This window comes from Streptomyces sp. E11-3, assembly GCF_046540415.1.
GTDB lineage: Bacteria > Actinomycetota > Actinomycetes > Streptomycetales > Streptomycetaceae > Streptomyces.
In genome coordinates, this window is record NZ_JAZGRL010000003.1 from 557,558 (window position 1) to 580,537 (window position 22,980).

A 22,980-nucleotide genomic window follows, 5' to 3' on the forward strand; every position below is an offset into this window, starting at 1 on the left:
GGTGGAACCGGGCGCCGTCGTCACGGACTCGCTGATCGGGGCGGGGGCGCGGGTGGGGGCTCGTACGGTGCTGTCCGGTGTGGTCGTGGGGGACGGAGCGACGGTGGGCGCGGACAACGAGCTCCGGGAGGGGACTCGGGTGTGGTGTGACGCCGTGTTGCCGGCGGGGAGTATCCGGTTCTCGTCGGACCAGTAGGCAGTATCTGGTTCTCGTCGGACCAGTCGGCGGGTCTCGCCTACTCTCGGGTGGTACTCCCGACTCGGTGGTACTCCCGACTCTCTCCCGAGGACCCGGACCCGTGGCAGGTCGCTTCACCCCCACCCGTGACTGGCGTGCGCCAGGCCCCCTGGACCTTCGCCTGGTCCTGGGGCCGCTGCGCCGGGGGCCTGCCGACCCGACGTTCCGGATCACCGGGGACGGGGCGGTGTGGCGGGTCAGCCGTACGCCTGACGGGCCCGGCACGCTGCGGGTGACCGCGTCGTCGTGCGGCGGCGGGGCGCGGGGTGCGGCCTGGGGCCCGGGCGCTGACTGGCTGCTGCACCGGCTTCCGCACCTGCTGGGCGAGTCGGACTCGCCCGAGGTGTTCGAGCCCCGCCACCGCCTGGTGGCGGCGACGTTGCGGCGTCGGCCCGGACTGCGGCTCACTCGTACCGGCCTGGTCCTGGAATCCCTGATTCCGTCGATCCTGGAGCAGAAGGTCACCACGGACGAGGCGTACCGGGCGTGGCGGCTGCTGGTTCGCAAGTACGGCTCACCGGCGCCGGGTCCTGCGCCCTCCGGCATGTACGCCATGCCGGAGCCCGGTACCTGGCGGCTGATCCCCTCCTGGGAGTGGCACCGTGCGGGTGTCGACAACAAACGGGCCTCGACGATCCTGCGCGCTGTGCGGGTGGCGGGCCGTCTGGAGGAGGCGGCCGCGATGCCGCCGCCCGAGGCCCGGACCCGTCTGGAACTGGTCCCCGGCATCGGGCCGTGGACCTCGGCGGAAACGGTCCAGCGCAGCCATGGCGCGCCCGACGAGGTGACGGTCGGCGATCTCCACCTGCCGGGGATCGTCGGCTACGCGCTCACCGGCGTCCGGGACGCCGACGACGCGACGATGCTCGACCTGCTGAAGCCGTACGAGGGGCAACGCCACCGGGCCGCCCGCCTGATCCTGCTCTCCGGACGCACTCCGCCACGCCGCACCCCAAAGATGCCAAAGACAGACATCGCCCACCTCTGAGACGCGAGTGCGTGCGCGCTGTTGTTCGTTGCCCCTCACGTGGCATGGCGTCTGACCGTTGTGGGCAATCGTTCCGCAGGGCGGAACGGGTGGGCACAACCCCTCGCTACGGGTTGTGGGCAATCGTTCCGCAGGGCGGAACGGGTGGGCACAACCCCTCGCTACGGGGTACCGGCAATCGTTCCGCAGGGCGGAACGGGTGGGCACAACCCCTCGCTACGGGGTACCCGTTTCACCAAGCCCGGAGGGCACGGGTGGGCACAACCCCTCGCTACGGGGTACCCGTTTCACCAAGCCCGGAGGGCAACACTGGGCACAACCCCTCGCTACGGGGTACCCGTTTCACCAAGCCCGGAGGGCAACACTCTCCCCTCGCCACGGGGCATGGTCCGTACAAGCCCGAGGGGCACCCTCACCCCGCCACGGCGCACCGTGAACGCACGCCCGCCGCACCCCGAGGCGGAGTGCCTTACCGGACCTCGATGAACGCGGCCGAGGGCCGCGCAGGGCGCGGCCCCGGTGGACCCGCCGCGCGGCCCACCGCGACCGCCCCCATCGGGTCCCACCCGGACGGCAGGTCCAGCACCGTACGGACCACGTCACGGCAGAACATCGTGGACGAGATCCACGCGGACCCCAGCCGCTCCCCGGCAAGCGCCACCAGGAAGTTCTGAATCCCCGCGCCCGCCGCGACGACGAACATCTCCCGCTCCGCCGCGTCCCGCCGCACGTCCCCGTACGTGTGCGACCCGTCCGTCACCAGACAAGGCACCACCAGATAGGGCGCGTTGCGCAGGACGTCCCCGCGCCGTACCCGCCGCGCGATGGATTCCTCGGACTTGCCGTCCCGCCGCAGATCCGCGACCCACGCGTCCCGCATCGCGTCGAGCAGCCGGATCCGCGAGGCCGCGGACTCCAGCAGGACGAAGCGCCAGGGCGTCGTGTGGTGCGGCGCCGGCGCGGTGAGAGCCGCGTCGACCGCCCGCCGCACGGCGCCGGGGTCGACCGGCTCGTCCAGGAAGGCCCGCACCGTACGCCGCTGCGTCATGGCCTCCCGTACGGCCTCCGACGTACCGAGGCGGAACATGTCGTCCGCGGCGGTCCGTACGAGTGGCCGTGCCCCGTCGTCGTCCTCCTCGGCGGAGGCCACGGCATGCGGCAGCCCGCGGACCACGGCCACCGGGAGGCCCTCGGCCTTGCCCTTGACGAGGTCACCCGCGGCGGCGAGTTCGTCGGCCGTGGCGACGACGGTGGCGCTGAGTGGATTGCCGTGCGCGTCGACGCCACCGCGCAGGTCGTCCAGGACCCGTACGCCGCTGGCCCCGATGGCGACATCGGTGAGCCCGGTCCGCCAGGGCCGCCCGAAGGTGTCGGTCACGACGACCCCGACCCGTACGCCGAGCGTGTCCCGCAGCCCGTCCCGGATGGCCCGGGCCGAGGCGTCGGGGTCCGAGGGGAGCAACAGGACCGTGCCGGACGGGGTGTTGGAGGCGTCCACGCCCGCGGCCGCCATCACCAGGCCCTGGCGGTTCTCGACGATGCGCAGCGCCCCGCGGCGTGCGACCACGCGTACGGTCTCGGCGTCGATGGCCGCCTCGCGGTCCGTCGCGGCGAGCACCCGCCCCTCGGCCTTGGAGACGATCTTCGAGGTGACGAGGACGAGGTCGCCGTCGGCGAGCGAGGGCTCGGCGGCGGCGATCAGCTTGGCCAGGTCGTCGCCTTCTCTGACCTCGGGGATGCCGGGCACCGCCCAGACGCGGTACCCGGCGGGCGGGGTCATGCCCGTACCTCGTCGGCGAGCGCGAGGGCCTCGCGGGCCATCGCGGCGGCGGCGTCCACGTCGGTCATCAGCAACGGCACGGAGCGGCAGCGGATGCCCGCTGACTCGACGCGCTCCACGGTGGCGGCGTCGACCGTGTCGACCAGCCAGCCGTCGAGGAGGCCGGAGCCGTAGTGCTCCGCGACGGCGGCCGCGGTCGACTCCACGCCGACCGCGGCGAGTACCTTGTCGGCCATCCCTCGTACGGGTGCGTCCCCGACGATGGGCGAGAGGCCGACGACCGGCACCCCGGCATCGGCGATGGCCTCGCGGATGCCCGGCACGGCGAGGATGGTCCCCACGCTGACCACCGGGTTGGAGGGCGGGAAGAGGACGACGTCGGCTTCGGCGATGGCTTCCAGGACGCCGGGCGCGGGCTTCGCCTGTTCCGCGCCGACCGGCACCACGGCGAGCGCGTCCACGGAGGCCCGCAGCCGCACCCAGTACTCCTGGAAGTGCACGGCCTTGCGCTCGCCCTCCAACTCGACGGCGACGTGGGTCTCGATGCGGTCGTCGGACATGGGGATGAGGCGTACGCCGGGCTGCCAGCGGTCGCACAGGGCGTCGGTGACCGCGCTCAGCGGGTAGCCCGCGGCCAGCATCTGCGTCCGCACGATGTGGGTCGCGAAGTCCCGGTCGCCGAGGCCGAACCACTCGGGTCCCACGCCATAGGCGGCGAGTTCGCCCTTGACCTGGAAGGTCTCCTCGCCACGGCCCCAGCCCTGCTCTTCGTTGATGCCGCCGCCGAGCGTGTACATCACGGTGTCGAGGTCAGGACAGACCTTGAGGCCGAACAGATGGATGTCGTCACCGGTGTTGCCGATGACGGTGATATCAGCGTCGGGCGCGGCTGCCTTGAGACCGCGAAGGAAACGGGCACCACCGATGCCACCGGCCAGAACAACAATGCGCATGGACGCAGTCTGTCAGGCGACAGTGACAGTGCGGGTCGCCGGGGAGCACTGGGCGGAGTGCATCGGCATCTCGGTCAGGCCGGGGAAGTAGATATGCAGGCTCACGGCGGGTTCGAGGGTCTCGTTGACCACTTCGTGTACGTAGCCGGGGGCGAACACTCGCTGGGATCCGCTGCCGAGTCTGCGGGTGACGGGTGCGGTGCGTCCGGTGGCGTGTTCGGTCAACTCGCCGTCCAGGACGGTCAGTACGCCGGATGAGGGACCGTGGTCGTGCCGGTCGCTGCCCTGTCCGGGAACCCAGCTGAGCAGCCAGACCTCGTAGCCGGGACCGGTGCGCAGCCGGTGGTACCAGCGGCTGGTGGCGTCGTACTCGACGAGGTGCTGCCACTCGGTGCGGTCGGCGGCGATGGAGCGGGCCAGGCCGACGAACTCGGCCACGGTGGCGGGGTGCTCGCGGGGGGCCTTCAGGAGGTGCGGGACCTCGAAGAGGTCGCCGGCGATCTGCAGGTCGCTGTCGCTGTTCATCGTGCGGTGGTTCCTCGGCAGTGGGTGCTGGGGTGTCGCGGAGCAGTCGCCCGGGTCGCGGGCGGGAGTGGCATCGCCCGGGTTACGGGCGGGCGGGGTGCGGCTGGAGCGGGGTACGGCTCAACAGCTGGGACAGCAACAGCTCAGACAGCTTGTGCGGGCAGCGCGGCGCGGACCACTGGCGTGGGTCCGGGAGGGCGCTGGGGTCGCGAGCATGCCCACTAGGAGACCGGCTCATACGTCCAGTGTCAACCTGATGTCCGCATTGCGAGATATGTTTCACCGTATCCGGTTGTTCTGTGCGGTGAAAGGTTTGTGCATTGGGCGCGCGGGACAAGTGGGGCTGCATCCGGGCGCGTAAACGCCGTTGCGGTCTTGTGATCGGACTGTGATCAGGCTCGCTTTGGTGCGCCAGGCGCAACGAGATCAAAGCCCAAGCCGTCCTTCCTGTTATCGGCAGGACGTACGGAGGGGTCAGCGTTAAGTGTCACGGTTTAGGACGATTTGAACACTTTCCGCAAACCCTTGGTTCCGCAGAGTGAATAAGGGACCCAATAGCAGATCTCGGCTTGACTGGCCCGGATCGGCACACTTGTAATTTCACTCGTGTCGTTCAGCCGAAATCGGTAACGACAGCATCACGGGGACTGCACAGACAGACGAGGGGCGCACATGACCGAGCTGTTCGAACAACTGCTGGTCGAGGACGCGGAAGACGAGATCGGCTGGCAGGAGCGCGCGCTCTGCGCCCAGACCGACCCCGAGTCCTTCTTCCCCGAGAAAGGCGGCTCGACGCGCGAGGCCAAGAAGGTCTGTCTCGCCTGCGAGGTCCGCTCCGAATGCCTGGAATACGCGTTGGCCAACGACGAGCGGTTCGGAATCTGGGGCGGCCTGTCGGAACGTGAGCGCCGCCGACTGAAGAAGGCCGCAGTCTGACTGAGAGCTTCCCCCGAGCCGAACGGTCCGCCGCCCGTGGGTTATCCACAGGCAGCGGACCGCTGTGTTGTCAGCCGTTAGTGTGGGGCCCCGACCAAGACCCCAGTGCCTCCGCAGGGCACGGGAGTCCACCACGACCACCGAACCGGGGCCCGTACCTCGATGTCCGTCCACAGCCACTCGGCGGCCGCAGATGGCGCCGCACCCGAGTTCCCCCGGCACGTCGTCACCGCCGTACTCGTCTCGCACGACGGTGCCCGCTGGCTGCCCGACGCGCTCGCCGGCCTGCTCGGCCAGGAACGCCCCGTGCAGAACGCCATCGCCGCCGACACCGGCAGCGCCGACGACTCCGCCGCGCTCGTCACCGAAGCACTCGGCGCGGAGCGCGTACTGCACCTCGCCAGGCGCACCGGATTCGGCACCGCCGTGGACGAGGCGGCCCGTACGGCCGGAATCCTCACCCCCGAAGAGCTGCCCTATCTGAAGCGGCCGAGCGGCTGGGACCCGGTCAGCAGGACCTGGCGCGACGAGGCGTACGACCTCCCCGACCTGCCGTACGGCGAGCCCGTGCAGTGGCTCTGGCTGCTGCACGACGACTGCGCGCCCGAGCCCGGCGCACTCGCCGAGCTGCTGCGCCGCGTCGAGGCCGAGCAGGATGCGGGGCGCGAGGTCGCCATCGTCGGACCCAAGCTGCGCGGCTGGTACGACCGCCGCCAACTGCTTGAGGTCGGCGTGTCCATCGCCAACAGCGGCCGCCGCTGGACCGGCATCGACCGCCGCGAACAGGACCAGGGCCAGCACGACCAGCCGCGCCCCGTGCTGTCCGTCTCGACGGCGGGCATGCTGATCCGCCGCGACGTCTACGAGGAGCTGGGCGGCTTCGACCGCAGGCTGCCCCTGATGCGTGACGACGTCGACCTGTGCTGGCGCGCGCACGCCGCGGGACACCAGGTGCTCGTCGCACCGGACGCCGTCCTGCGACACGCCGAGGCGTCCGCCCGCGAGCGCCGCACGGTGGACTGCGTAGGCCGTACGGCCGCGAGCCCGCACCGAGTGGACAAGGCGGGCGCCGTCTACACCCTGCTGGTCAACGCGCGCCCGGCCGTACTCCCCTGGGTGCTGCTCCGGCTGACGCTCGGCACTGTGCTGCGCACCCTCGCGTATCTCGTCGGCAAGGCGCCAGGACAGGCGCTGGACGAGATCACCGGACTCTTCGCCACGCTGCTGCGGCCCGGCCGGATCATGAGCGCCAGACGCCGTCGCGGCGCGGGCGCCGTCGAGGCCTCCGAGCTGCGTCCGCTCTTCCCGCCGCCCGGCGCGACCGTCCGGGTCACCGTCGAGCAGGTCGCCTCCAACCTGGGCGGCCGGGCGGACACCGAGAGCGCCTCGGCCGGGCGGCACGGCGCCGTCGAGTCGGGGCCGGGCGGCGACGACGCCGACTATCTGGAGATCGAGCAGTTCGCGCGGGCCAAGCGGCTCGCGCGCAAGCCGGGTCCGGTGCTGTTCGCCGCCCTGCTGCTCGTCTCGCTGGTCGCCTGCCGCTCGCTGATCGGCGGCGGCGCGCTCACCGGCGGCGCCCTGCTGCCCGCGCCCGCCGACCCGGCCGAGCTGTGGGCGCGCTATCTGGACGGCTGGCATGCGGTCGGCACGGGCAACACCCAGGCGGCGCCGCCCTATCTCGCCCTGATCGCCGCGCTGGCCACCCTGCTCTTCGGCTCCACCGGGCTCGCGGTCACCGTGCTCCTTGTCTGCTCGGTGCCGCTGGCCGGGGCGGCGGCGTACTTCGCCTCCCGGCCACTGGTCACCTCGCGGCTGCTGCGGGCCTGGGCGTCCGTCGCGTACGCCTTCCTGCCGGCCGCCACCGGAGCGCTCGCCGGCGGCCGGATCGGCACCGCCGTACTGGCGATACTGCTGCCCCTGATCGCGCGCGCCGGGATCGCCGCAGCCGGTCTCGACGCCGGCTCAGCCGCCGCCCCTGACGCGGCGGGCGCGCGCGGAAGCTGGCGCGCCACCTGGACGTACGCACTGCTGCTCACTATCGCGACGGCCTTCACTCCGAGCGTCTGGCCGATCGCGCTGGTCCTGGGCGTCGCGCTGCTGGTCCTGCGCCGCCACGACCTGGTCGGCTACGGGCCGCGGTTCCTCGCGGCCGTCGGCACCCCGCTGCTGATCCTCGCCCCCTGGTCGCTCTCGCTGCTGCCGTTCGACTTCTTCCGCGCCACGGGCCTGGAGTACGGCAAGGGTGCCGCCGAACCGCTCGACCTGCTCGGCATCAGCCCTGGCGGCCCCGGTGCCGTCAGTGGACTGCTGCTGCTCGGTGTCGTACTGGCGGCACTCGCCGCGCTGCTGCGCCAGGAGCGGCAACTGGCGATCCGCAGCGCCTGGACCGTCGCGCTCACCTCACTCGTCGTCGCCGTGCTCGCCAACAACTCCGGCTGGGCCGGGCCCGCGACCCTCGTCTACGGCATCGCCCTCCTCGCCGCCGCCGTACTCGGCGCCGACGGGGCCCGCTCCCGGGTCGCCGAGGAGAACTTCGGCTGGCGGCAGCCGGTGGCGGCGCTGATCGCGCTGGCCGCCGCGGCCGGGCCGCTGCTCGCCGCCGCGGGATGGATGATCCGCGGCGCCGACGACCCGCTTCAGCGCCGCGACCCGGTGCAGGTCCCGGCGTTCGTCGCGGTGGAGGCGGACAACCGGGACCAGGCCCGCACCCTGGTACTCGGCGGCGACACCGCGTCCGACGTCTCGTACACCCTGGTACGCGGCTCCGGCGCCCGGCTCGGCGACGCCGAACTGACCGCGGCGGGCGGCGCCAACGGCCGACTCGACAAGGCCGTGGCCCACCTCGTCGCGGGCTCCGGCGCCGACCAGGCCGACCAACTCGCCCCGTTCGCGGTGCGCTACGTCCTCGTACGCGACGGAGCGCCGCGCGCCATGAGCCGCGTACTGGACAGCACGCCCGGCCTCACCCGGCTCAGCCAGCAGGACGGCAGCGCACTGTGGCGCGTCGACCGGGAGGTGGCACGGGCGACCATCGTGCCCAAGTCCGGTGCGCCGCAGCCCGTTCCGGCCGGTCCCGTGGAGATCCACACCAAGATCGAAGCAGGCCAGGACGGCCGGGTGCTCCGCATCGCCGACTCGGCTGCGGACGGCTGGACGGCGACGCTGGACGGCAGGCCGCTGACCGCGACCACGCTGGACGGCTGGGCCCAGGGCTTCGAACTCCCCTCTTCCGGTGGGCGCTTGGACGTCGCCTTCAAGGCGTCGGGTACCCACACCGGTTGGCTGTGGGCGCAGGGCGCCCTCGCCGTCGTCCTGGTCGTGCTCGCGCTGCCCGGGCGTCGGCGCACCGTCGACGACGACCTGCCGGAGGTGGAGACCGCGGTACCGGCCCAGCCGGTGGCCGGGGAGGGGCGCCGGGCGCGCAGGCTGCGGGCCCAGAGCGAGCAGGACGCCCCGCCGCTGCCGCAGGAGCCGCCCGCACCGCCGCGGGAGGCACCGGCGGTGGTGCCCCAGCAGTCATACGACCAGTGGGACACGAACGCGTACGCGGGCGCTGACCCCACGGCGTACCCACAGCAGCAGTACCAGGGCGATGGCGCGCAGTACCCGCCAGGCTCGTACGACCAGCCGTACCAGGCCGATCCGTACCAGGCCGATCCGCGCCAGGCTGACCCCTATCAGGCTGGCCAGTACGACCCGTACGCCTACGACGGTCAGTCGTACGGGCAGCAGCAACCAGTCGACCAGTCCTACGAGCCTCAGTCGTACGAACCGCAGGCCTACGAGCCGCAGACCTACGACCCCTACCGTGAGCGCCCCGACGGGAGCCAGCAGTGAACCGCACCACCCTCTCGCTGATCGCGGCGGGCGCCGCGCTCGCCTCCGTCACCGGTTTCGCCGCGCTCACCGCGCCGGACGACACCCAGGACGGCGGCGCGAAGGCGGCGGCTCAGCGGCCTGTCGAGCGCTCGAGCCTGCTCTGCCCGGCGCCGAGCACGTCGGAACTCGCGGAAACGGCATACACCTCCTTCACGCCCAAGACCTCCGGCGCGTCCGAAGGCCAGGGCTCGGCCGAACTCCAAGGCGCGGTCTCAGGTAAGTCCGATAAGTCCGTCGAGTTCGAAAAGTCTGAGTCTGTCCTTGAGTCGAAGGCGCCCGGAAAGCCCGTGACCGGCGAGGTCTCCAGCGCCGAAGCCCCCGCGCTCATCGGTACGGCCGAGGGTGCGCTCGCCCCCGGCTGGACGGTCCAGCAGACCACGCAGATCACGGCGGGCGGCGGTCGCGGACTGCTGGGCGTCACCTGCTCAACGCCCGGCACGGAGTTCTGGTTCCCGGGTGCCAGCACCGCCAAGGACCGCAGCGACTATGTCCACTTGACCAACCCCGACGACTCAGCGGCCGTCGCCGACATCGAGCTGCACGGGCCCGAAGGCGCCATCAAGTCCGAGACCGGCGAGGGCATTCAGATCCCACCCCGGTCCAGCGTCTCGGTCCTGCTGTCCACGCTGACGGACAGCGCGGACGTCGAGGAGGCGCAAGGCGACGACGACAAGGACAGCGACGACGCGGCGGACGTTGAGGACAGCGGGGCCGAATCGGAGAAGGCGGTCACGAACCTGACCGCCCACGTCACCGCACGCTCCGGCCGCGTCGGCGCCTCCGTACAGGCATCGGACGACAAGCTGGGCGCCGACTGGCTGCCCGCGTCCGCCGAACCCGCCGCCACCGTCGTCCTGCCCGGCATCCCGAAGGACGCCACCGAAGTACGCCTGGTGGCCTTCGCACCCGGCGACGACGACGCCGACCTGAAGGTGTCCCTGGCCGGTCCGAACGGCGCGATCACCCCGGCGGGCAACGAGACCCTGCACGTCAAGCGAGGCATGACGGCCGCGGTCGACCTGGGCGATGTCACGAAGGGTGAGGCCGGTTCGCTGCTGCTCACGCCCGTCGACAAGGAGTCGCCCGTGGTGGCGGCACTGCGGGTCACCCGAGGCAAGGGCGCCAAGCGCGAGGTGGCGTTCATCCCGGCCTCGGGTCCCGTGGGAGACCGGGCGACGGTGGCGGACAACCGCGCCAAGGGCTCCACGCTGGCCCTGGTCGCCCCGGACAAGACCGCGAAGGTGCGGGTCACCGCGTCGGCCGGCAGCGAAGGCGGCTCGTCGGTGACCAAGACGTACGAGGTCAAGGGCGGTACGACCCGCGAGATCGAGCCCCTCGTACCGGACGGCCTCAAGGGGACCTACGCGCTCACGGTGGAGCAGCTGTCCGGCACGGTCCACGCGTCGCGCACCCTCGAACTGCCGGAGGACGGGGAGGACGGTGTGCCGATGTTCACCGTGCAGACGCTGCGGGACGACCGGGGAACGGTCGGGGTACCCGAGGCGAAGCAGGATCTCTCGGTGCTGGGGAACTGACTGACTGACAGGCTGACCGCCGACGTCGGCTCCGTACAGGCCTCGTCGTTCAGTCCTCGCCGTACCGCGGATCGATCGACTCAGGGGACAGGCCGAGCAGTTCGGCGACCTGTTCCACGACGACCTCGTGGACAAGGATCGCGCGCTCCTCGCGGTTCTTGGTACGGATCTCCACCGGCCGCCGGTAGACGACCACGCGCGCGGGCTTGCCCTCACGCGCGGCGATCGTGCCGCCCAGCGGTACGGAATCGCCCCAGCTGTCGGCCGCGTCGGCCGTGTCGGACGGGCGGTCCAGGCGCGGCACGTCGAGCACCAGGAACTCGATGTCGGCGAGCTGCGGCACCCGCCGCTCGATGCGCTCCACCGCGTCCTGCACCAGATCCATGAACACCTCGGACCGGCTCGCCGAGAGCGGTACCTGCGGGGGAGCCACGGGGCCGCGCATGCCCCTGCCGTGGCGGTCGCGGCGGCGGGGCCTGGGGTCGGCGGAGCGGGGCGATACGGGTTTGTCCATCACTGACGAAGCGTAGTCCTCCGCACAACCGCTTCTTCTTATGGCACAAGGCCTGTCGCTTCCTGACCGTTCCAGCCAAGCTTCGGCTCGGTTGCCGATGGCTCCAGGACCGCCGCCCGCATGGCAAATGACGGCATTTTTGCCAAGTGGTGACCGGATTCAACATCAGTGACCCTTGTGTCCCTTGAGGTCTGCGCAGGTCAGCCCCGCGCCCTCAGCCGCCCCTACGGGACAATTCACGCCACGACACGGTGGAGTGACCTCGTGGAGAGTCGTCGCGGCCCGCTCAAGAGTGCGGTACCGTCCAACATCGTGAGCCCTGTACGTCGCTGTTCGCGCACCGCTTGCGGCCGTCCCGCCGTCGCGACGCTGACGTACGTCTACGCCGACTCGACCGCGGTTCTCGGCCCGCTCGCGACCTACGCCGAACCCCACTGTTACGACCTGTGCGCCGAGCACTCCGAGCGCCTGACGGCGCCGCGCGGCTGGGAGGTCGTCCGCCTCACCGACGGCGCCGGCCCCACCCGCCCCAGCGGCGACGACCTGGAGGCGCTCGCCAACGCCGTGCGCGAGGCGGCCAGGCCTCAGCAGCGCGCCGCGGAGGCCGCTGGGGACGGCCCCCGGGCGGCGGACCCGATGGAGGTCGCGCGCCGCGGCCACCTGCGCGTACTGCGCTCTCCCGACGCCTGACCACTGGTCCCGCGACCGCCTGAGCACGGCTCCCGGAACCGCTGTCAGCCGGGGCGGGTAGTTTTGACCCACTGCACAGGACTTGGGGAGAGGGTTGGCCGTGGCTGATTTGTCGCAGATCGTGAAGGCGTACGACGTGCGAGGGGTGTACCCGGATCAGTTGGACGACCGGCTCGCCGAGCTCTTCGGCGCGGCCTTCGCCGAGGTCACCGGCGCGGACGCGGTCGTGGTGGGACATGACATGCGCCCCTCGTCGCCCGAGCTGGCGTCGCGCTTCGCCAAGGGCGCGATGTCGCGTGGCGCGGACGCGACGCTCATCGGCCTCTGCTCGACGGACCAGCTCTACTACGCGTCCGGCGCGCTCGACCTGCCCGGTGCGATGTTCACCGCCTCGCACAACCCCGCGCAGTACAACGGCATCAAGATGTGCCGGGCCGGTGCCGCCCCCGTCGGCCAGGACACCGGACTCGCCCAGATCCGCGAGTTGGTCGAGCAGTGGCTCGCGGACGGCGTCCCGCCGAGCGCCCGCCCCCAGGGCGAGATGACCGAACGGGACACGCTCCAGGACTACTCGGCACACCTGAAGTCCCTGGTCGACCTCGCCTCGATCCGCCCGCTCAAGGTCGTCGTGGACGCGGGCAACGGCATGGGCGGCCACACCGTGCCGACCGTCTTCGCGGGGCTGCCGCTCGAACTGATCCCGATGTACTTCGAGCTGGACGGCACCTTCCCCAACCACGAGGCCAACCCCCTGGACCCGGCGAACATCGTCGACCTGCAGAAGCGGGTCCGCGAGGAGGGCGCCGACCTCGGTATCGCCTTCGACGGGGACGCGGACCGCTGCTTCGTCGTCGACGAGCGCGGCGAGGGCGTCTCACCGTCCGCGATCACCGCCCTGGTCGCCGCCCGCGAACTGGCCAGGAACGGCGGCGCGGGCACCGTGATCCACAACCTGATCACGTCCTGGTCCGTTCCGGAGGTCGTCCGAGAGCACGGTGGCACTCCGGTACGCACCCGTGTGGGCCACTCCTTCATCAAGGAGGAGATGGCGAAGTCGGGCGCGATCTTCGGCGGCGAGCACTCGGCGCACTACTACTTCAAGGACTTCTGGAACGCGGACACGGGCATGCTGGCCGCCCTGCACGTCCTGGCGGCCCTCGGCGGCCAGGACGGCCCGCTGTCGGAGTTGGTCGCGCAGTACGACCGGTACGCGGGCTCCGGCGAGATCAACTCCACGGTGGCCGACCAGCGGGGCCGCACGGCCGCGGTGAAGGCCACGTACGAGAACCAGGACGGCGTCACCATCGACGAGCTCGACGGCCTGACGGTGGCGGGCTCCGACTGGTGGTTCAACCTCCGCCCCTCCAACACCGAGCCCCTCCTCCGCCTGAACGTCGAGGCCCGCGAAGCCTCCAAGATGACCCAGGTCCGCGACGAGGTCCTGGCTCTCGTCCGCGACTAGCAGCGGCCCGTCCGTGGTCCGCCCGTCCGTCGGCTCCCGTTCGACGGCGGGCGGTCCGGCCACGGACCGGCGGTGGTCGGGTGACGCCGGCCGTGGTGTGGCCACGCCCGGGGTCGCCGTCCGGCCACCGACCGAGGGCGAACCGGGTGCGTCCGGTCACTGCCGGACGCTGCCCGGCCCCAACCCGGCGGTTGTCCGACCGTGGGCTGGTCGTGGTCCGGTCGAGGCCCGCGCGCTGTCCGACCACGTTCCTGGCATCGCCCGCCGTTGCTCCGTCCACCGTTGCTCCGCCCGCCGTGCGACCGTGTCCCATCGCCGCCTGACCAGCCCTACCGTGGTCCGCGAGAGCGCGACCGCCGTCCGGCGATCGTTCAGCCGAGGTCTGGCCGCCCTGCCCGGCCACCGACCCCCCGGCCACCTGCCCCGCGGCGCCCGGCCACCTGCCCCATCCCGCCCGGCCGTGCTCAGACCACCGTCCAACCGCGTCCGACCAGGCGCGTCAGCGCCCAGCCGTGCTCAGACCACCGTCCAACCAGGTCCGGCCCGGTCCCCCCGCCGCTCGANCCGGCCCCGTACCCCGGCGCCGCACCCCACACGGCGGTACGCTGACCAGGCTGCATTCCGTTGAATCCGCCCGCACCCGCACGGATTCGCCGTTCGAAAGGACCCACCCCATGCCGCTCGAAGCCGGCCTTCTGGAGATCCTCGCCTGCCCGGCCTGCCACGCCCCCCTCAAGGAGGCGGACAGCGAGCTGGTCTGCACCGGGCAGGACTGCGGACTGGCCTACCCGGTCAAGGACGGCATCCCCGTACTGCTCGTCGACGAGGCCCGCCGCCCCGCGTAAGGCACCCCCGGCACACCACCGGCACACCCGATAACGGCGATCGGAGATTGACCCCCGTGCTCGACGACTCGCTGCTCGACGCCCCCGACGCGCTCGCCCGTTCCGACCGCCGCGGGCTGCTCCGCGGCGCCGCGGAGGCCGGCGCCCGGGTGCGTACCGCTGTCCGGCACGCGGCCGAGGCAGGCATCACCGACCTCAGACCGGACGGCCGCCCCCGCGCTGTCATCCTCGCGGGACCCGGCACCGCCGCCACCGGCGTAGCCGACCTGCTCAGCACGCTCGCCGGTGCGGGATGCCAGGTCACCCGACTGCACCCCACCGGAGTCGCCCCCGCGGCCGGTGCCCTGCGCTGGGCGCTGCCCGGCTGGGCAGGCCCCGTGGACCTGCTCCTGATCGCCACCCCGGACGGCACCGAACCCGGCCTCGCACTGCTCGCCGACCAGGCCTACCGACGCGGCTGCACCGTCGCCGCCGTGGCCCCGGCCCGCTCGCCGCTGGCCGAGGCGGTCAGCGGCAGCCACGGACTGACGGTCCCGATGGCCACCGCGCCGTACGAGGAAGCCCAGGACGAGTACGACGAGGCCTCCGGAGCCGGCCTGGACGCCCTGTGGGCCCTGCTCACCCCGCTGCTGATGCTCCTCGACAGGACCGGCCTGGTCACCGCCGACCCCGACACCCTGGAGAAGGTCGCCGACCGCCTCGACCACACGGCCGAGCGCTGCGGCCCCGCCATAGCGACGTACAGCAACCCGGCCAAGACACTCGCCGCCGAGCTCGACGAGGCCCTCCCGCTGATCTGGACCGAGGGCCCCGCCGCCGGCCCCACAGGACGCCGCTTCGCCGCCTTGATCGCCGAGCTCGCCGGCCGCCCCGCGCTCGCCGCGGAACTCCCCGAGGCGCTGCCCGCCCACGGCGCACTCCTGGTCGGCTCCCTCGCGGCCGGTGCCGACCCCGAGGACTTCTTCCGCGACCGCGTCGACGAGGCCCAAGCGCTGCGCGCCCGCGCCGTCCTGCTGCGCGACCGCCCCGCCGGCGGCCTCAGCGCGGCACCCGCCGCCCGCGAACTGGCCCTCAGCCACGGCACCGCGATCAGTGAGCTCGAACCCGAAGAGGGCAGCGAACTCGAGACACTCGCGGAGATGATCGCCGTCACGGATTTCGCCGCCGTTTACCTGGCGCTTGCTTCCATGGGCCGATCATGACCCATGCCGCCAGCCCTTCGTGCTGCATCTTCCCGGAGGCGTTGACCTGTGCGGCTCCGCCGCGTGGCCCCCGGACCCCCTGCCGGACAAGCAGGTCAGCCGGGCTGGTCGGCGTGCACATCGCCAGGCAAACCTGAGTGAAAGAGCTCCCATGGATCGCCTCACCAACACCATCCGCCCCTACGCCTGGGGTTCGACCACTGCCATCCCCGAGCTGCTCGGCGTCGAACCGACCGGTGAGCCGCAGGCCGAGATGTGGATGGGCGCACACCCGGGCGCGCCCTCGCGCAGTGAACGCGGTCCGCTGAACGAGGTGATCGCGGCCGACCCCGAGCGGGAACTGGGCCCGGAGTCCGTCGCCAAGTTCGGCCCGCGGCTGCCCTTCCTGTTCAAGATCCTCGCGGCCGGCGCCCCGCTCTCCCTCCAGGTCCACCCCAACCTCGCCCAGGCGAAGGAGGGATACGAGGACGAGGAGCGCCGCGGCGTCCCCATCGACGCCCCGCACCGCAACTACAAGGACGCCAACCACAAGCCCGAACTGATCTGCGCGCTCACCCCCTTCGACGGCCTCTGCGGCTTCCGCGCCCCCGCCGACGCGGCACGGCTGCTCGAGGGACTCGACGTCGACTCCCTCAAGCCGTACGTCGACCTGCTGCACGCGCACCCCGAGGACGCCGCCCTGCGCGAGATCCTCACCGCCGTACTGAGCGCGGACCACGACGAGATGGCCGCCACCGTCACCGAGGCCGCCGCCGCTGCCGAGCGCCTGGGCGGCGCGTACGCCCCCTTCGCCGTGCTCGCCCACCACTTCCCCGGCGACCCGGGCGTCATCGCCGCGATGCTGCTCAACCACGTCCAACTGCAGCCCGGCGAGGCGCTCTACCTCGGCGCCGGCGTGCCGCACGCCTACATCCAGGGCATGGGCGTCGAGATCATGGCCAACTCCGACAACGTCCTGCGCTGCGGCCTCACCCCCAAGCACGTGGACGTCCCCGAACTCCTGCGCGTCGTCCGCTTCGAGCCGACCGACCCCGGCGTGCTGCGCCCCGAGGCGGACGCGGACGGCGAAGAGGTCTACGACACCCCCATCGACGAGTTCCGGATCTCCCGCACAGTGCTGGCCGAAGGCTCCGCACCGCGCGACCTGACCGCCCGTACGCCTCAGGTCCTGCTCTGCACGGCGGGTACGGTACGCGCGGGCGAGTGCGAACTCGCGCCAGGCCAGTCGGTGTTCGTCCCGGCCGGCGAGCGGACCGAACTCTCCGGCAGCGGCACCGTCTTCCGCGCCACCGTGGTCGCCTGACATTTCGCCGCCCGCCACTCCTGCAACAATGACCCGCCGCGCCTGGCATGGGCGCGGCAGGTCGCGCACGTACACGCGGTACGTGACGTAAGTGGCGTACGAAAGGACATTCGGCACAGATGAGCGCGTCAGGCGGAACCAAGGCGATCGTGGCGGCACTCGCCGCCAACCTCGCGATCGCGGTAGCGAAGTTCGTGGCCTTCCTCTTCAGCGGCTCGTCGTCGATGCTCGCCGAGAGCGTGCACTCGGTCGCCGACTCCGGCAACCAGGGCCTGCTGCTGCTCGGCGGCAAGAAGGCGCAGCGCGAGGCCACCCCGCAACACCCCTTCGGCTACGGCCGCGAGCGCTACATCTACGCCTTCCTGGTCTCGATCGTGCTCTTCTCGGTCGGCGGCATGTTCGCCCTCTACGAGGGCTACGAGAAGATCAAGGACCCGCATGAGCTGGAGCACTGGTACTGGCCGGTCGGCGTCCTGGTGTTCGCGATCATCGCCGAGTCCTTCTCCTTCCGGATGGCCATCAAGGAGTCGAACGCCATCCGCGGCAAGAAGTCCTGGAAGGACTTCATCCGCCACTCCAAGTCCCCCGAGCTGCCGGTCGTCCTGCTTGAGGACCTCGGCGCGCTCGTCGGTCTGGTCCTGGCTCTCGGCGGCGTCTGCATGGCCCTGGCCACCGGCAACGGCGTCTGGGACGGCATCGGCACCCTCTGCATCGGCATCCTGCTCATCCTGATCGCGATCGTCCTGGCCGCCGAGACCAAGTCCCTGCTGCTCGGCGAGGCCGCGGGCACCGCCGAGGTCGAGAAGATCGAGGCCGCGGCCGTGGACGGTGACACCGTCACCAGTGTCATCCACATGCGCACGCTCCACCTGGGCCCGGAGGAGCTGCTGGTCGCCGCCAAGATCGCGGTACGGCACGACGACACGGCCGCCGAGGTGGCCGCCGCGATCGACGCCGCAGAGGAGCGCATCCGCGCCGCGGTCCCGATCGCCCGCGTCATCTACCTGGAGCCGGATGTCTACAGCGCGGCGGCCGCCGCCTCGGGCGCCGACCCGGCCGCGTCACCCGGCGGGCCGGTTCCGGACGCCGGTCACTGACCACTTCACGTACGTCTCGTACGTCACCGCGTACGTCACCGCGTACGTCACCGCGTACGTGATCGGGGGCCCGTACCGCTGCGGTACGGGCCCCCGGCTCGTCCTGGCCAGCAGCCGACTACTGGATCTCGCGCAGCACCTCGATGATCGACGGCTCGTCCGGCGCCGCCATCAGCCGCTCCCGGAACCCGGCGTCCATCAGCTTCCGGGACAGCAGGGCCAGAATCCGCAGATGCTCGTCGCCCGCCGCCGCATCGGGCACCGCGATCATGAAGATCAGCTTGGCCTTCGTGCCGTCCAGGGCGCCCCATTCGATGCCGTCGGCCGAGCGGGCGAAGCCCACCGTCGGCGCGGTCACCGCATCGGTCTTGGCGTGCGGGATCGCGATCTCTTCGCCGAGACCCGTGGTGCCCTGGGCCTCGCGCCGCAGCGCCGTACGCACCAGTTCCTCGGGGTCCGTGACGTTGCCGGTGGCCGCCAGCAGGGCCGCCATCTCGCGGATCGCGAACTCCTTGTCCTCGGCATCCAGCTGGACCTTGACGGTCCGGTCGGTGAGGTAGCCGGAGAGGACCTCGGCCCGGGTGTCCTCGCCGGTGGCCGCCGTGGTCGCAGGTGCCTCGACGGCGACCTGCCGGGTGGCCCGGCCGCCTGCCGTGCCCGCGCCTTCGGCCTCGACGGCCCCGACGAGCGCCGGTTCGGGCTCGCCACCCCGTAGCGCGGACTCCCCGCGGCGCCTGCGCTCGCTGATGTCCACCAGCGAGACCGTCGCGAGCGCGGTCACCACGGCACCGATCGCGATGGCGACGAAGAACAGCGCCACCCCGCCGACCGCACCCAGCACCGCCACGATCGGACCACCGTGCGGCACCGCGTCCTCCACCCCGGCCACCCCCGCGATCGCACCGGCCACCGCACCGCCCAGCATGTTCGCCGGGATCACCTGCGCGGGCCGCGCCGCGGCGAACGGAATGGCACCTTCGGAGATACCGAAGAAGCCCATGAACAGCGCCGCCAGGCCGGTCTCCCGCTCCTGCTGCGAGTAGAGCCGCCTACGGATCAGCGTGGCCAGACCCTGGCCGAGCGGCATCACCGGAATCGCCGCCGCGCACATCCCCATCACCGTCTGGTTGCCGGTCGCGATCAGCCCCGCACCGAACAGGAACGCCGTCTTGTTGACCGGGCCACCCATGTCGAACGCGATCATCAGCCCGAGAATCGCGCCCAGGACGATCGCGCTCGACGCGGTCATCCCGCTCAGCCAGTCAGTGAGGTGCTCGAAGACCCAGGCGATGGGTTTCCCGATCACGTAGATGAAGAACAGCCCCAGCGCGGACGTCGCGACGATCGGGATCACGATGATCGGCATGATCGGCTGGGCGAACTTGGGGACCTTCACCTTCTTGATCCACAGCACCAGATAACCGGCCAGGAAGCCGGTCACGATGGCGCCGATGAACCCCGCGCCCGCCTCCGAGTCGTACAACGAGCCGTCATTGGCGATCCAGCCGCCGATCATGCCCGGCACCAGCGCCGGACGGTCCCCGATCGCGTACGCGATATAGCCGGACAGGATCGGGATCATCAACGTGAAGCCGATGACACCGATCTGGTTGACGCGCATCCAGAACGACCCGTCCGGGATGACCAGGCCGCCCTCGGGGTCGGTGTGCCCGCCCAGGGACAGCGAAATCGCGATCAGCAGACCGCCGACAACCACGAACGGAATCATGTACGAGACGCCGTTCATCAGCGCCTTGTACGTGAGGCTCCGCTCCTTGCCGCCGCCCGCACCGGCACTCGCGGCACCACCCGGGGGAGCCGCACCGCCGCCCGAGGCCATCGGCGCGGCCGCCACCCGCTCGATCAGCTGCTCCGGATGGTGGATGCCCTCCGCGACCCCGACACTGAGCACCCTCTTACCGGCGAACCGCTCGAGGTCGACCTCCTTGTCGGCGGCGATGATGACCCCGCCCGCCTCTCTGACATCGTTGTCAGAGAGCACGTTCTCGGCCCCGATCGAACCTTGCGTCTCCACCTTCATGTCGATGCCGAGGTCGTCCGCGGCCTGCTGCAGCTTCTCCGCCGCCATATACGTGTGCGCGATACCCGTCGGGCAAGCGGTCACCGCGACCAACTTCCTCCGCCGCCCACCAGCACCCGCACCGGCTGCGGGGTCACCCGGACTCGTCACGTGGATCTCCTAACGCCTCTGTAGCCCAGACCGTGCCGCCTGCGCTCCGATCTCCCGGCATCCTCTCCCCAGGCATCCTGCAGCAGATACCCCTCGCCAAGAACTCCAGGAAGCCCCAGTTGGAGCGGCCCGGACACGTTCGGCTCAGAGGGGCGCGGCCGGAGGGGGACTGGGACGCGCTGGGCCGATCGGTGTAGATTCGTGACCAGAGCCAGACGTCGCTGCTGATGGCGGTCGGGCGGCCCATGATGCGGGCCGTCCGAGGGAGAGAGGGCCTCCGACGGACTGTTCCGAGTGCCCGGGCATTCGTGTGCCCGCCACCGCAGATCAGCCATGCCCGACCTCGACCCACCACGAGGAGCAGCTCGTATGACCACTGTCGACAGCCGACAGGACTTCAAGGTCGCCGACCTTTCCCTTGCCGCGTTCGGCCGCAAGGAGATCACGCTCGCCGAGCACGAGATGCCCGGCCTGATGTCGATCCGGCGTGAGTACGCCGAGGCGCAGCCGCTGGCCGGCGCCCGGATCACCGGTTCGCTGCATATGACGGTGCAGACGGCCGTCCTCATCGAGACCCTGGCCGCGCTCGGCGCCGAGGTCCGCTGGGCGTCCTGCAACATCTTCTCCACCCAGGACCACGCGGCCGCCGCCATCGCGGTCGGCCCGAACGGCACCCCGGAGAACCCCCAGGGCATCCCGGTCTTCGCCTGGAAGGGCGAGACCCTGGAGGAGTACTGGTGGTGCACGGAGCATGCTCTGACCTGGCCGAACACCCCCACCGGCGGCCCGAACATGATCCTGGACGACGGCGGCGACGCCACCCTCCTGGTCCACAAGGGCGTCGAGTACGAGAAGGCCGGCAAGGTCCCGTCCGTGGACACCGCCGAGTCCGACGAGCACCGCGTCATCCTGCAGCTCCTCAACGACACCATCACCGAGGGCTCGCAGAAGTGGACCAAGCTCGCCTCGGAGATCCGCGGCGTGACGGAGGAGACCACGACGGGTGTCCACCGCCTCTACGAGATGCACCGTGACGGCCAGCTCCTCTTCCCCGCGATCAACGTGAACGACGCGGTGACGAAGTCGAAGTTCGACAACAAGTACGGCTGCCGCCACTCGCTGATCGACGGCATCAACCGCGCCACGGACGTCCTGATGGGCGGCAAGACCGCGGTCGTCTGCGGCTACGGCGACGTGGGCAAGGGCTGCGCGGAGTCGCTGCGCGGCCAGGGCGCCCGAGTGATCGTCACCGAGGTCGACCCGATCTGCGCGCTGCAGGCGGCGATGGACGGCTACCAGGTCACCACGCTCGACGAGGTGGTCGACAAGGCGGACATCTTCATCACGACCACGGGCAACAAGGACATCATCATGGCCGCGGACATGGCCAAGATGAAGCACCAGGCGATCGTCGGGAACATCGGTCACTTCGACAACGAGATCGACATGGCCGGTCTCGCCGCCACCCCCGGCATCGTCAAGGACGAGGTCAAGCCGCAGGTCCACACCTGGACGTTTGCCGACGGCAAGGTCCTGATCGTCCTGTCCGAGGGCCGCCTGCTGAACCTGGGCAACGCCACGGGCCACCCGTCGTTCGTGATGTCCAACTCGTTCGCGGACCAGACCCTGGCCCAGATCGAGCTGTTCACCAAGCCGCAGGAGTACCCGACCGACGTCTACGTGCTGCCCAAGCACCTGGACGAGAAGGTCGCCCGTCTCCACCTGGACGCGCTGGGTGTGAAGCTGACCGAGCTCCGCCCGGAGCAGGCCGACTACATCGGCGTGAAGGTGGAGGGCCCGTACAAGCCCGACCACTACCGCTACTGACCGGCAGCAGCGCACACGCCCCATCGGCGCAGACGCTCCATCGGCAGCACGCAGGCCCTCGCCCCCGTGGCGGGGGCCTGCCCCCGTGAAGGACCCGATTCTCATGCCCCGCGGCCGCTACTCGCTCCACGACCCGCACGATCACACCCCCCTCGGTGAGGAACACTTCCACTGCGCCCCCGGCCCTTCCGGCTGGCGCTATATCTCGCAGATCACCACCCCCTCAGGCAGGGAGTCCGGGGGCGTCCCCGGCGAGAGCACGGTCGCGGGCTCCGTCGACCTGGCCATCGACGAACTCGGCCGCCCCATCCGCCTCGAACTCCACGCCGCGAGCTGGCAGGTACGCGGCGCCGCTCTCGAAGGCGTCACCTGGGTACGCACCGACCCCACCGGCGAGCACGCCACCGAGGGCAATGTCCCTGCCCACGCGTTCACCGGCACGTCCCCCGCCTTCCTGATCGCCATCGCCCGACTCCTACGCCTCACCCCCGGCACCCCCGCCACTCGCGTACGCCTGGTCCGCTTCACCGACCCGGTCCTCGCCCCGCGCACCCTCGACCAGTCCTGGGCCCTGCTGAAAAGCGAAGCACACGCCACTGACAACGGCCTGCTGACCGTGGACGAATACCAGGTCACAGCCCTGGACACCGGAGAACGGGACACCATCCACATCGCCGGAGACGTGGTTCTTGCCGCGCCGGGCATCGAACTGGAGCACCTCGAGTCCCCGCCCTCGGTCTTCCCCTGACCTGAAGCCGCCCGCCGCCCGTACCTACGCCGGTGGCACGAAGCCCGTCGTCGGCGGCCTACTCGCCCCATCCGCGGCAGGCCGCGCCGCCTGCTCGGGAGCCGACCGATAGGACGGCCGCACCGGCTCACCGGACGGCTGTACAAACCCCGTCGCCCGCACCGGCTCCTCAGTGCCTGTGCCCCCGGCCGTCTCCGCGGCCTGAGCCCCGGCCCGCGCTCCGGAACCCGTCCCCGCGGCAGCTCCCGGAACCGCCCCCGCTCCCGG

At 71.4% G+C, this 22,980-nt stretch carries 17 protein-coding genes and 1 pseudogene; 13 read left to right on the forward strand and 5 right to left on the reverse strand.

Annotated elements, in window-relative coordinates; translation table 11 throughout:
* Positions 1 to 196, forward strand: a pseudogene (locus tag U9R90_RS32080) (NDP-sugar synthase); the annotation flags it as partial.
* A 67-nt stretch (positions 197 to 263) separates the two neighbouring features.
* The gene (locus U9R90_RS32085) at positions 264 to 1,226 is read left to right on the forward strand and encodes a DNA-3-methyladenine glycosylase family protein (protein WP_411060527.1); all 963 of its coding nucleotides are present in this window, start codon (positions 264 to 266) and stop codon (positions 1,224 to 1,226) included.
* A gap of 469 nt (positions 1,227 to 1,695) precedes the next feature.
* Here the strand turns inward: U9R90_RS32085 and U9R90_RS32090 are convergent, their stop codons facing one another.
* The 3 genes from U9R90_RS32090 to U9R90_RS32100 are packed head-to-tail and all read right to left on the reverse strand — an operon-like array spanning position 1,696 to position 4,484.
* Positions 1,696 to 3,006, reverse strand: coding sequence for a coenzyme F420-0:L-glutamate ligase (locus U9R90_RS32090; RefSeq protein ID WP_411060528.1), 1,311 nt, complete (start codon positions 3,004 to 3,006; stop codon positions 1,696 to 1,698).
* Positions 3,003 to 3,959, reverse strand: coding sequence for a 2-phospho-L-lactate transferase (gene cofD, locus U9R90_RS32095; protein ID WP_411060529.1), 957 nt, complete (start codon positions 3,957 to 3,959; stop codon positions 3,003 to 3,005). The genes U9R90_RS32090 and cofD overlap by 4 nt, the downstream gene beginning before the upstream one ends.
* Positions 3,960 to 3,971: 12 nt before the next feature.
* Entirely contained in the window at positions 3,972 to 4,484 is a 513-nt protein-coding gene (locus U9R90_RS32100) for a cysteine dioxygenase (protein ID WP_411060531.1), read from the reverse strand.
* Positions 4,485 to 5,156: 672 nt separating this feature from the next.
* On the opposite strand from U9R90_RS32100, the gene U9R90_RS32105 reads away from it, so the two are divergent.
* From U9R90_RS32105 to U9R90_RS32115, 3 genes are all read left to right on the forward strand, one after another.
* On the forward strand, positions 5,157 to 5,420 hold the full coding sequence (locus U9R90_RS32105) for a WhiB family transcriptional regulator (RefSeq protein WP_156726895.1): 264 nt from the start codon (positions 5,157 to 5,159) through the stop codon (positions 5,418 to 5,420).
* 162 nt (positions 5,421 to 5,582) lie between these two features.
* Positions 5,583 to 9,257, forward strand: coding sequence for a glycosyltransferase (locus U9R90_RS32110; protein ID WP_411060533.1), 3,675 nt, complete (start codon positions 5,583 to 5,585; stop codon positions 9,255 to 9,257).
* Positions 9,254 to 10,834 carry a DUF5719 family protein gene (locus tag U9R90_RS32115; protein ID WP_411060535.1) on the forward strand — a complete coding sequence of 527 codons (1,581 nt, stop codon included), beginning with the start codon at positions 9,254 to 9,256 and terminating at the stop codon, positions 10,832 to 10,834. The genes U9R90_RS32110 and U9R90_RS32115 overlap by 4 nt, the downstream gene beginning before the upstream one ends.
* Before the next feature lie 49 nt (positions 10,835 to 10,883).
* On the opposite strand, the gene U9R90_RS32120 is transcribed toward U9R90_RS32115, so the two are convergent.
* Positions 10,884 to 11,348, reverse strand: a complete 465-nt coding sequence (locus U9R90_RS32120; protein WP_411060994.1) for a metallopeptidase family protein — start codon at positions 11,346 to 11,348, stop codon at positions 10,884 to 10,886.
* A gap of 264 nt (positions 11,349 to 11,612) precedes the next feature.
* Here U9R90_RS32120 and U9R90_RS32125 point away from each other — a divergent pair, with 264 nt between their 5' ends.
* The 6 genes from U9R90_RS32125 (at position 11,613) to U9R90_RS32150 (ending at position 17,947) form a co-directional block, all read left to right on the forward strand.
* Positions 11,613 to 12,038 carry a DUF3499 domain-containing protein gene (locus U9R90_RS32125; RefSeq protein WP_411060537.1) on the forward strand — a complete coding sequence of 142 codons (426 nt, stop codon included), beginning with the start codon at positions 11,613 to 11,615 and terminating at the stop codon, positions 12,036 to 12,038.
* A 94-nt stretch (positions 12,039 to 12,132) separates the two neighbouring features.
* Positions 12,133 to 13,500, forward strand: coding sequence for a phosphomannomutase/phosphoglucomutase (locus U9R90_RS32130; RefSeq protein ID WP_411060539.1), 1,368 nt, complete (start codon positions 12,133 to 12,135; stop codon positions 13,498 to 13,500).
* Between the two features lie 674 nt (positions 13,501 to 14,174).
* A complete protein-coding gene (locus U9R90_RS32135; protein ID WP_411060541.1) occupies positions 14,175 to 14,345 on the forward strand; it encodes a Trm112 family protein in 171 nt (56 codons plus the stop codon).
* Positions 14,346 to 14,401: 56 nt separating this feature from the next.
* On the forward strand, positions 14,402 to 15,547 hold the full coding sequence (locus U9R90_RS32140; RefSeq protein ID WP_411060543.1) for an SIS domain-containing protein: 1,146 nt from the start codon (positions 14,402 to 14,404) through the stop codon (positions 15,545 to 15,547).
* Positions 15,548 to 15,698: 151 nt separating this feature from the next.
* Entirely contained in the window at positions 15,699 to 16,850 is a 1,152-nt protein-coding gene (gene manA / locus U9R90_RS32145) for a mannose-6-phosphate isomerase, class I (protein WP_411060545.1), read from the forward strand.
* Positions 16,851 to 16,969: 119 nt separating this feature from the next.
* Entirely contained in the window at positions 16,970 to 17,947 is a 978-nt protein-coding gene (locus U9R90_RS32150) for a cation diffusion facilitator family transporter (protein WP_411060547.1), read from the forward strand.
* 118 nt (positions 17,948 to 18,065) lie between these two features.
* On the opposite strand, the gene U9R90_RS32155 is transcribed toward U9R90_RS32150, so the two are convergent.
* Entirely contained in the window at positions 18,066 to 20,138 is a 2,073-nt protein-coding gene (locus U9R90_RS32155) for a fructose-specific PTS transporter subunit EIIC (RefSeq protein ID WP_411060549.1), read from the reverse strand.
* Positions 20,139 to 20,507: 369 nt separating this feature from the next.
* Here U9R90_RS32155 and ahcY point away from each other — a divergent pair, with 369 nt between their 5' ends.
* Together ahcY and U9R90_RS32165 are read left to right on the forward strand one after the other, a co-directional pair.
* Positions 20,508 to 21,965 carry an adenosylhomocysteinase gene (gene ahcY / locus U9R90_RS32160; RefSeq protein ID WP_411060551.1) on the forward strand — a complete coding sequence of 486 codons (1,458 nt, stop codon included), beginning with the start codon at positions 20,508 to 20,510 and terminating at the stop codon, positions 21,963 to 21,965.
* Positions 21,966 to 22,068: 103 nt separating this feature from the next.
* Positions 22,069 to 22,713, forward strand: coding sequence for a hypothetical protein (locus U9R90_RS32165; RefSeq protein ID WP_411060553.1), 645 nt, complete (start codon positions 22,069 to 22,071; stop codon positions 22,711 to 22,713).
* Positions 22,714 to 22,980 lie beyond the last annotated feature (267 nt).

Excerpts from the sequence above, each read along its gene's own strand:
- U9R90_RS32090 (WP_411060528.1), bottom strand. The coding sequence starts at position 3,006 with ATGACCCCGCCCGCCGGGTACCGCGTCTGGGCGGTGCCCGGCATCCCC.
- cofD (WP_411060529.1), bottom strand. The coding sequence starts at position 3,959 with ATGCGCATTGTTGTTCTGGCCGGTGGCATCGGTGGTGCCCGTTTCCTT.
- U9R90_RS32100 (WP_411060531.1), bottom strand. The coding sequence starts at position 4,484 with ATGAACAGCGACAGCGACCTGCAGATCGCCGGCGACCTCTTCGAGGTC.
- U9R90_RS32105 (WP_156726895.1), top strand. The coding sequence starts at position 5,157 with ATGACCGAGCTGTTCGAACAACTGCTGGTCGAGGACGCGGAAGACGAG.
- U9R90_RS32110 (WP_411060533.1), top strand. The coding sequence starts at position 5,583 with ATGTCCGTCCACAGCCACTCGGCGGCCGCAGATGGCGCCGCACCCGAG.
- U9R90_RS32120 (WP_411060994.1), bottom strand. The coding sequence starts at position 11,348 with ATGGACAAACCCGTATCGCCCCGCTCCGCCGACCCCAGGCCCCGCCGC.
- U9R90_RS32135 (WP_411060541.1), top strand. The coding sequence starts at position 14,175 with ATGCCGCTCGAAGCCGGCCTTCTGGAGATCCTCGCCTGCCCGGCCTGC.
- manA (WP_411060545.1), top strand. The coding sequence starts at position 15,699 with ATGGATCGCCTCACCAACACCATCCGCCCCTACGCCTGGGGTTCGACC.
- U9R90_RS32150 (WP_411060547.1), top strand. The coding sequence starts at position 16,970 with ATGAGCGCGTCAGGCGGAACCAAGGCGATCGTGGCGGCACTCGCCGCC.
- ahcY (WP_411060551.1), top strand. The coding sequence starts at position 20,508 with ATGACCACTGTCGACAGCCGACAGGACTTCAAGGTCGCCGACCTTTCC.
- U9R90_RS32165 (WP_411060553.1), top strand. The coding sequence starts at position 22,069 with ATGCCCCGCGGCCGCTACTCGCTCCACGACCCGCACGATCACACCCCC.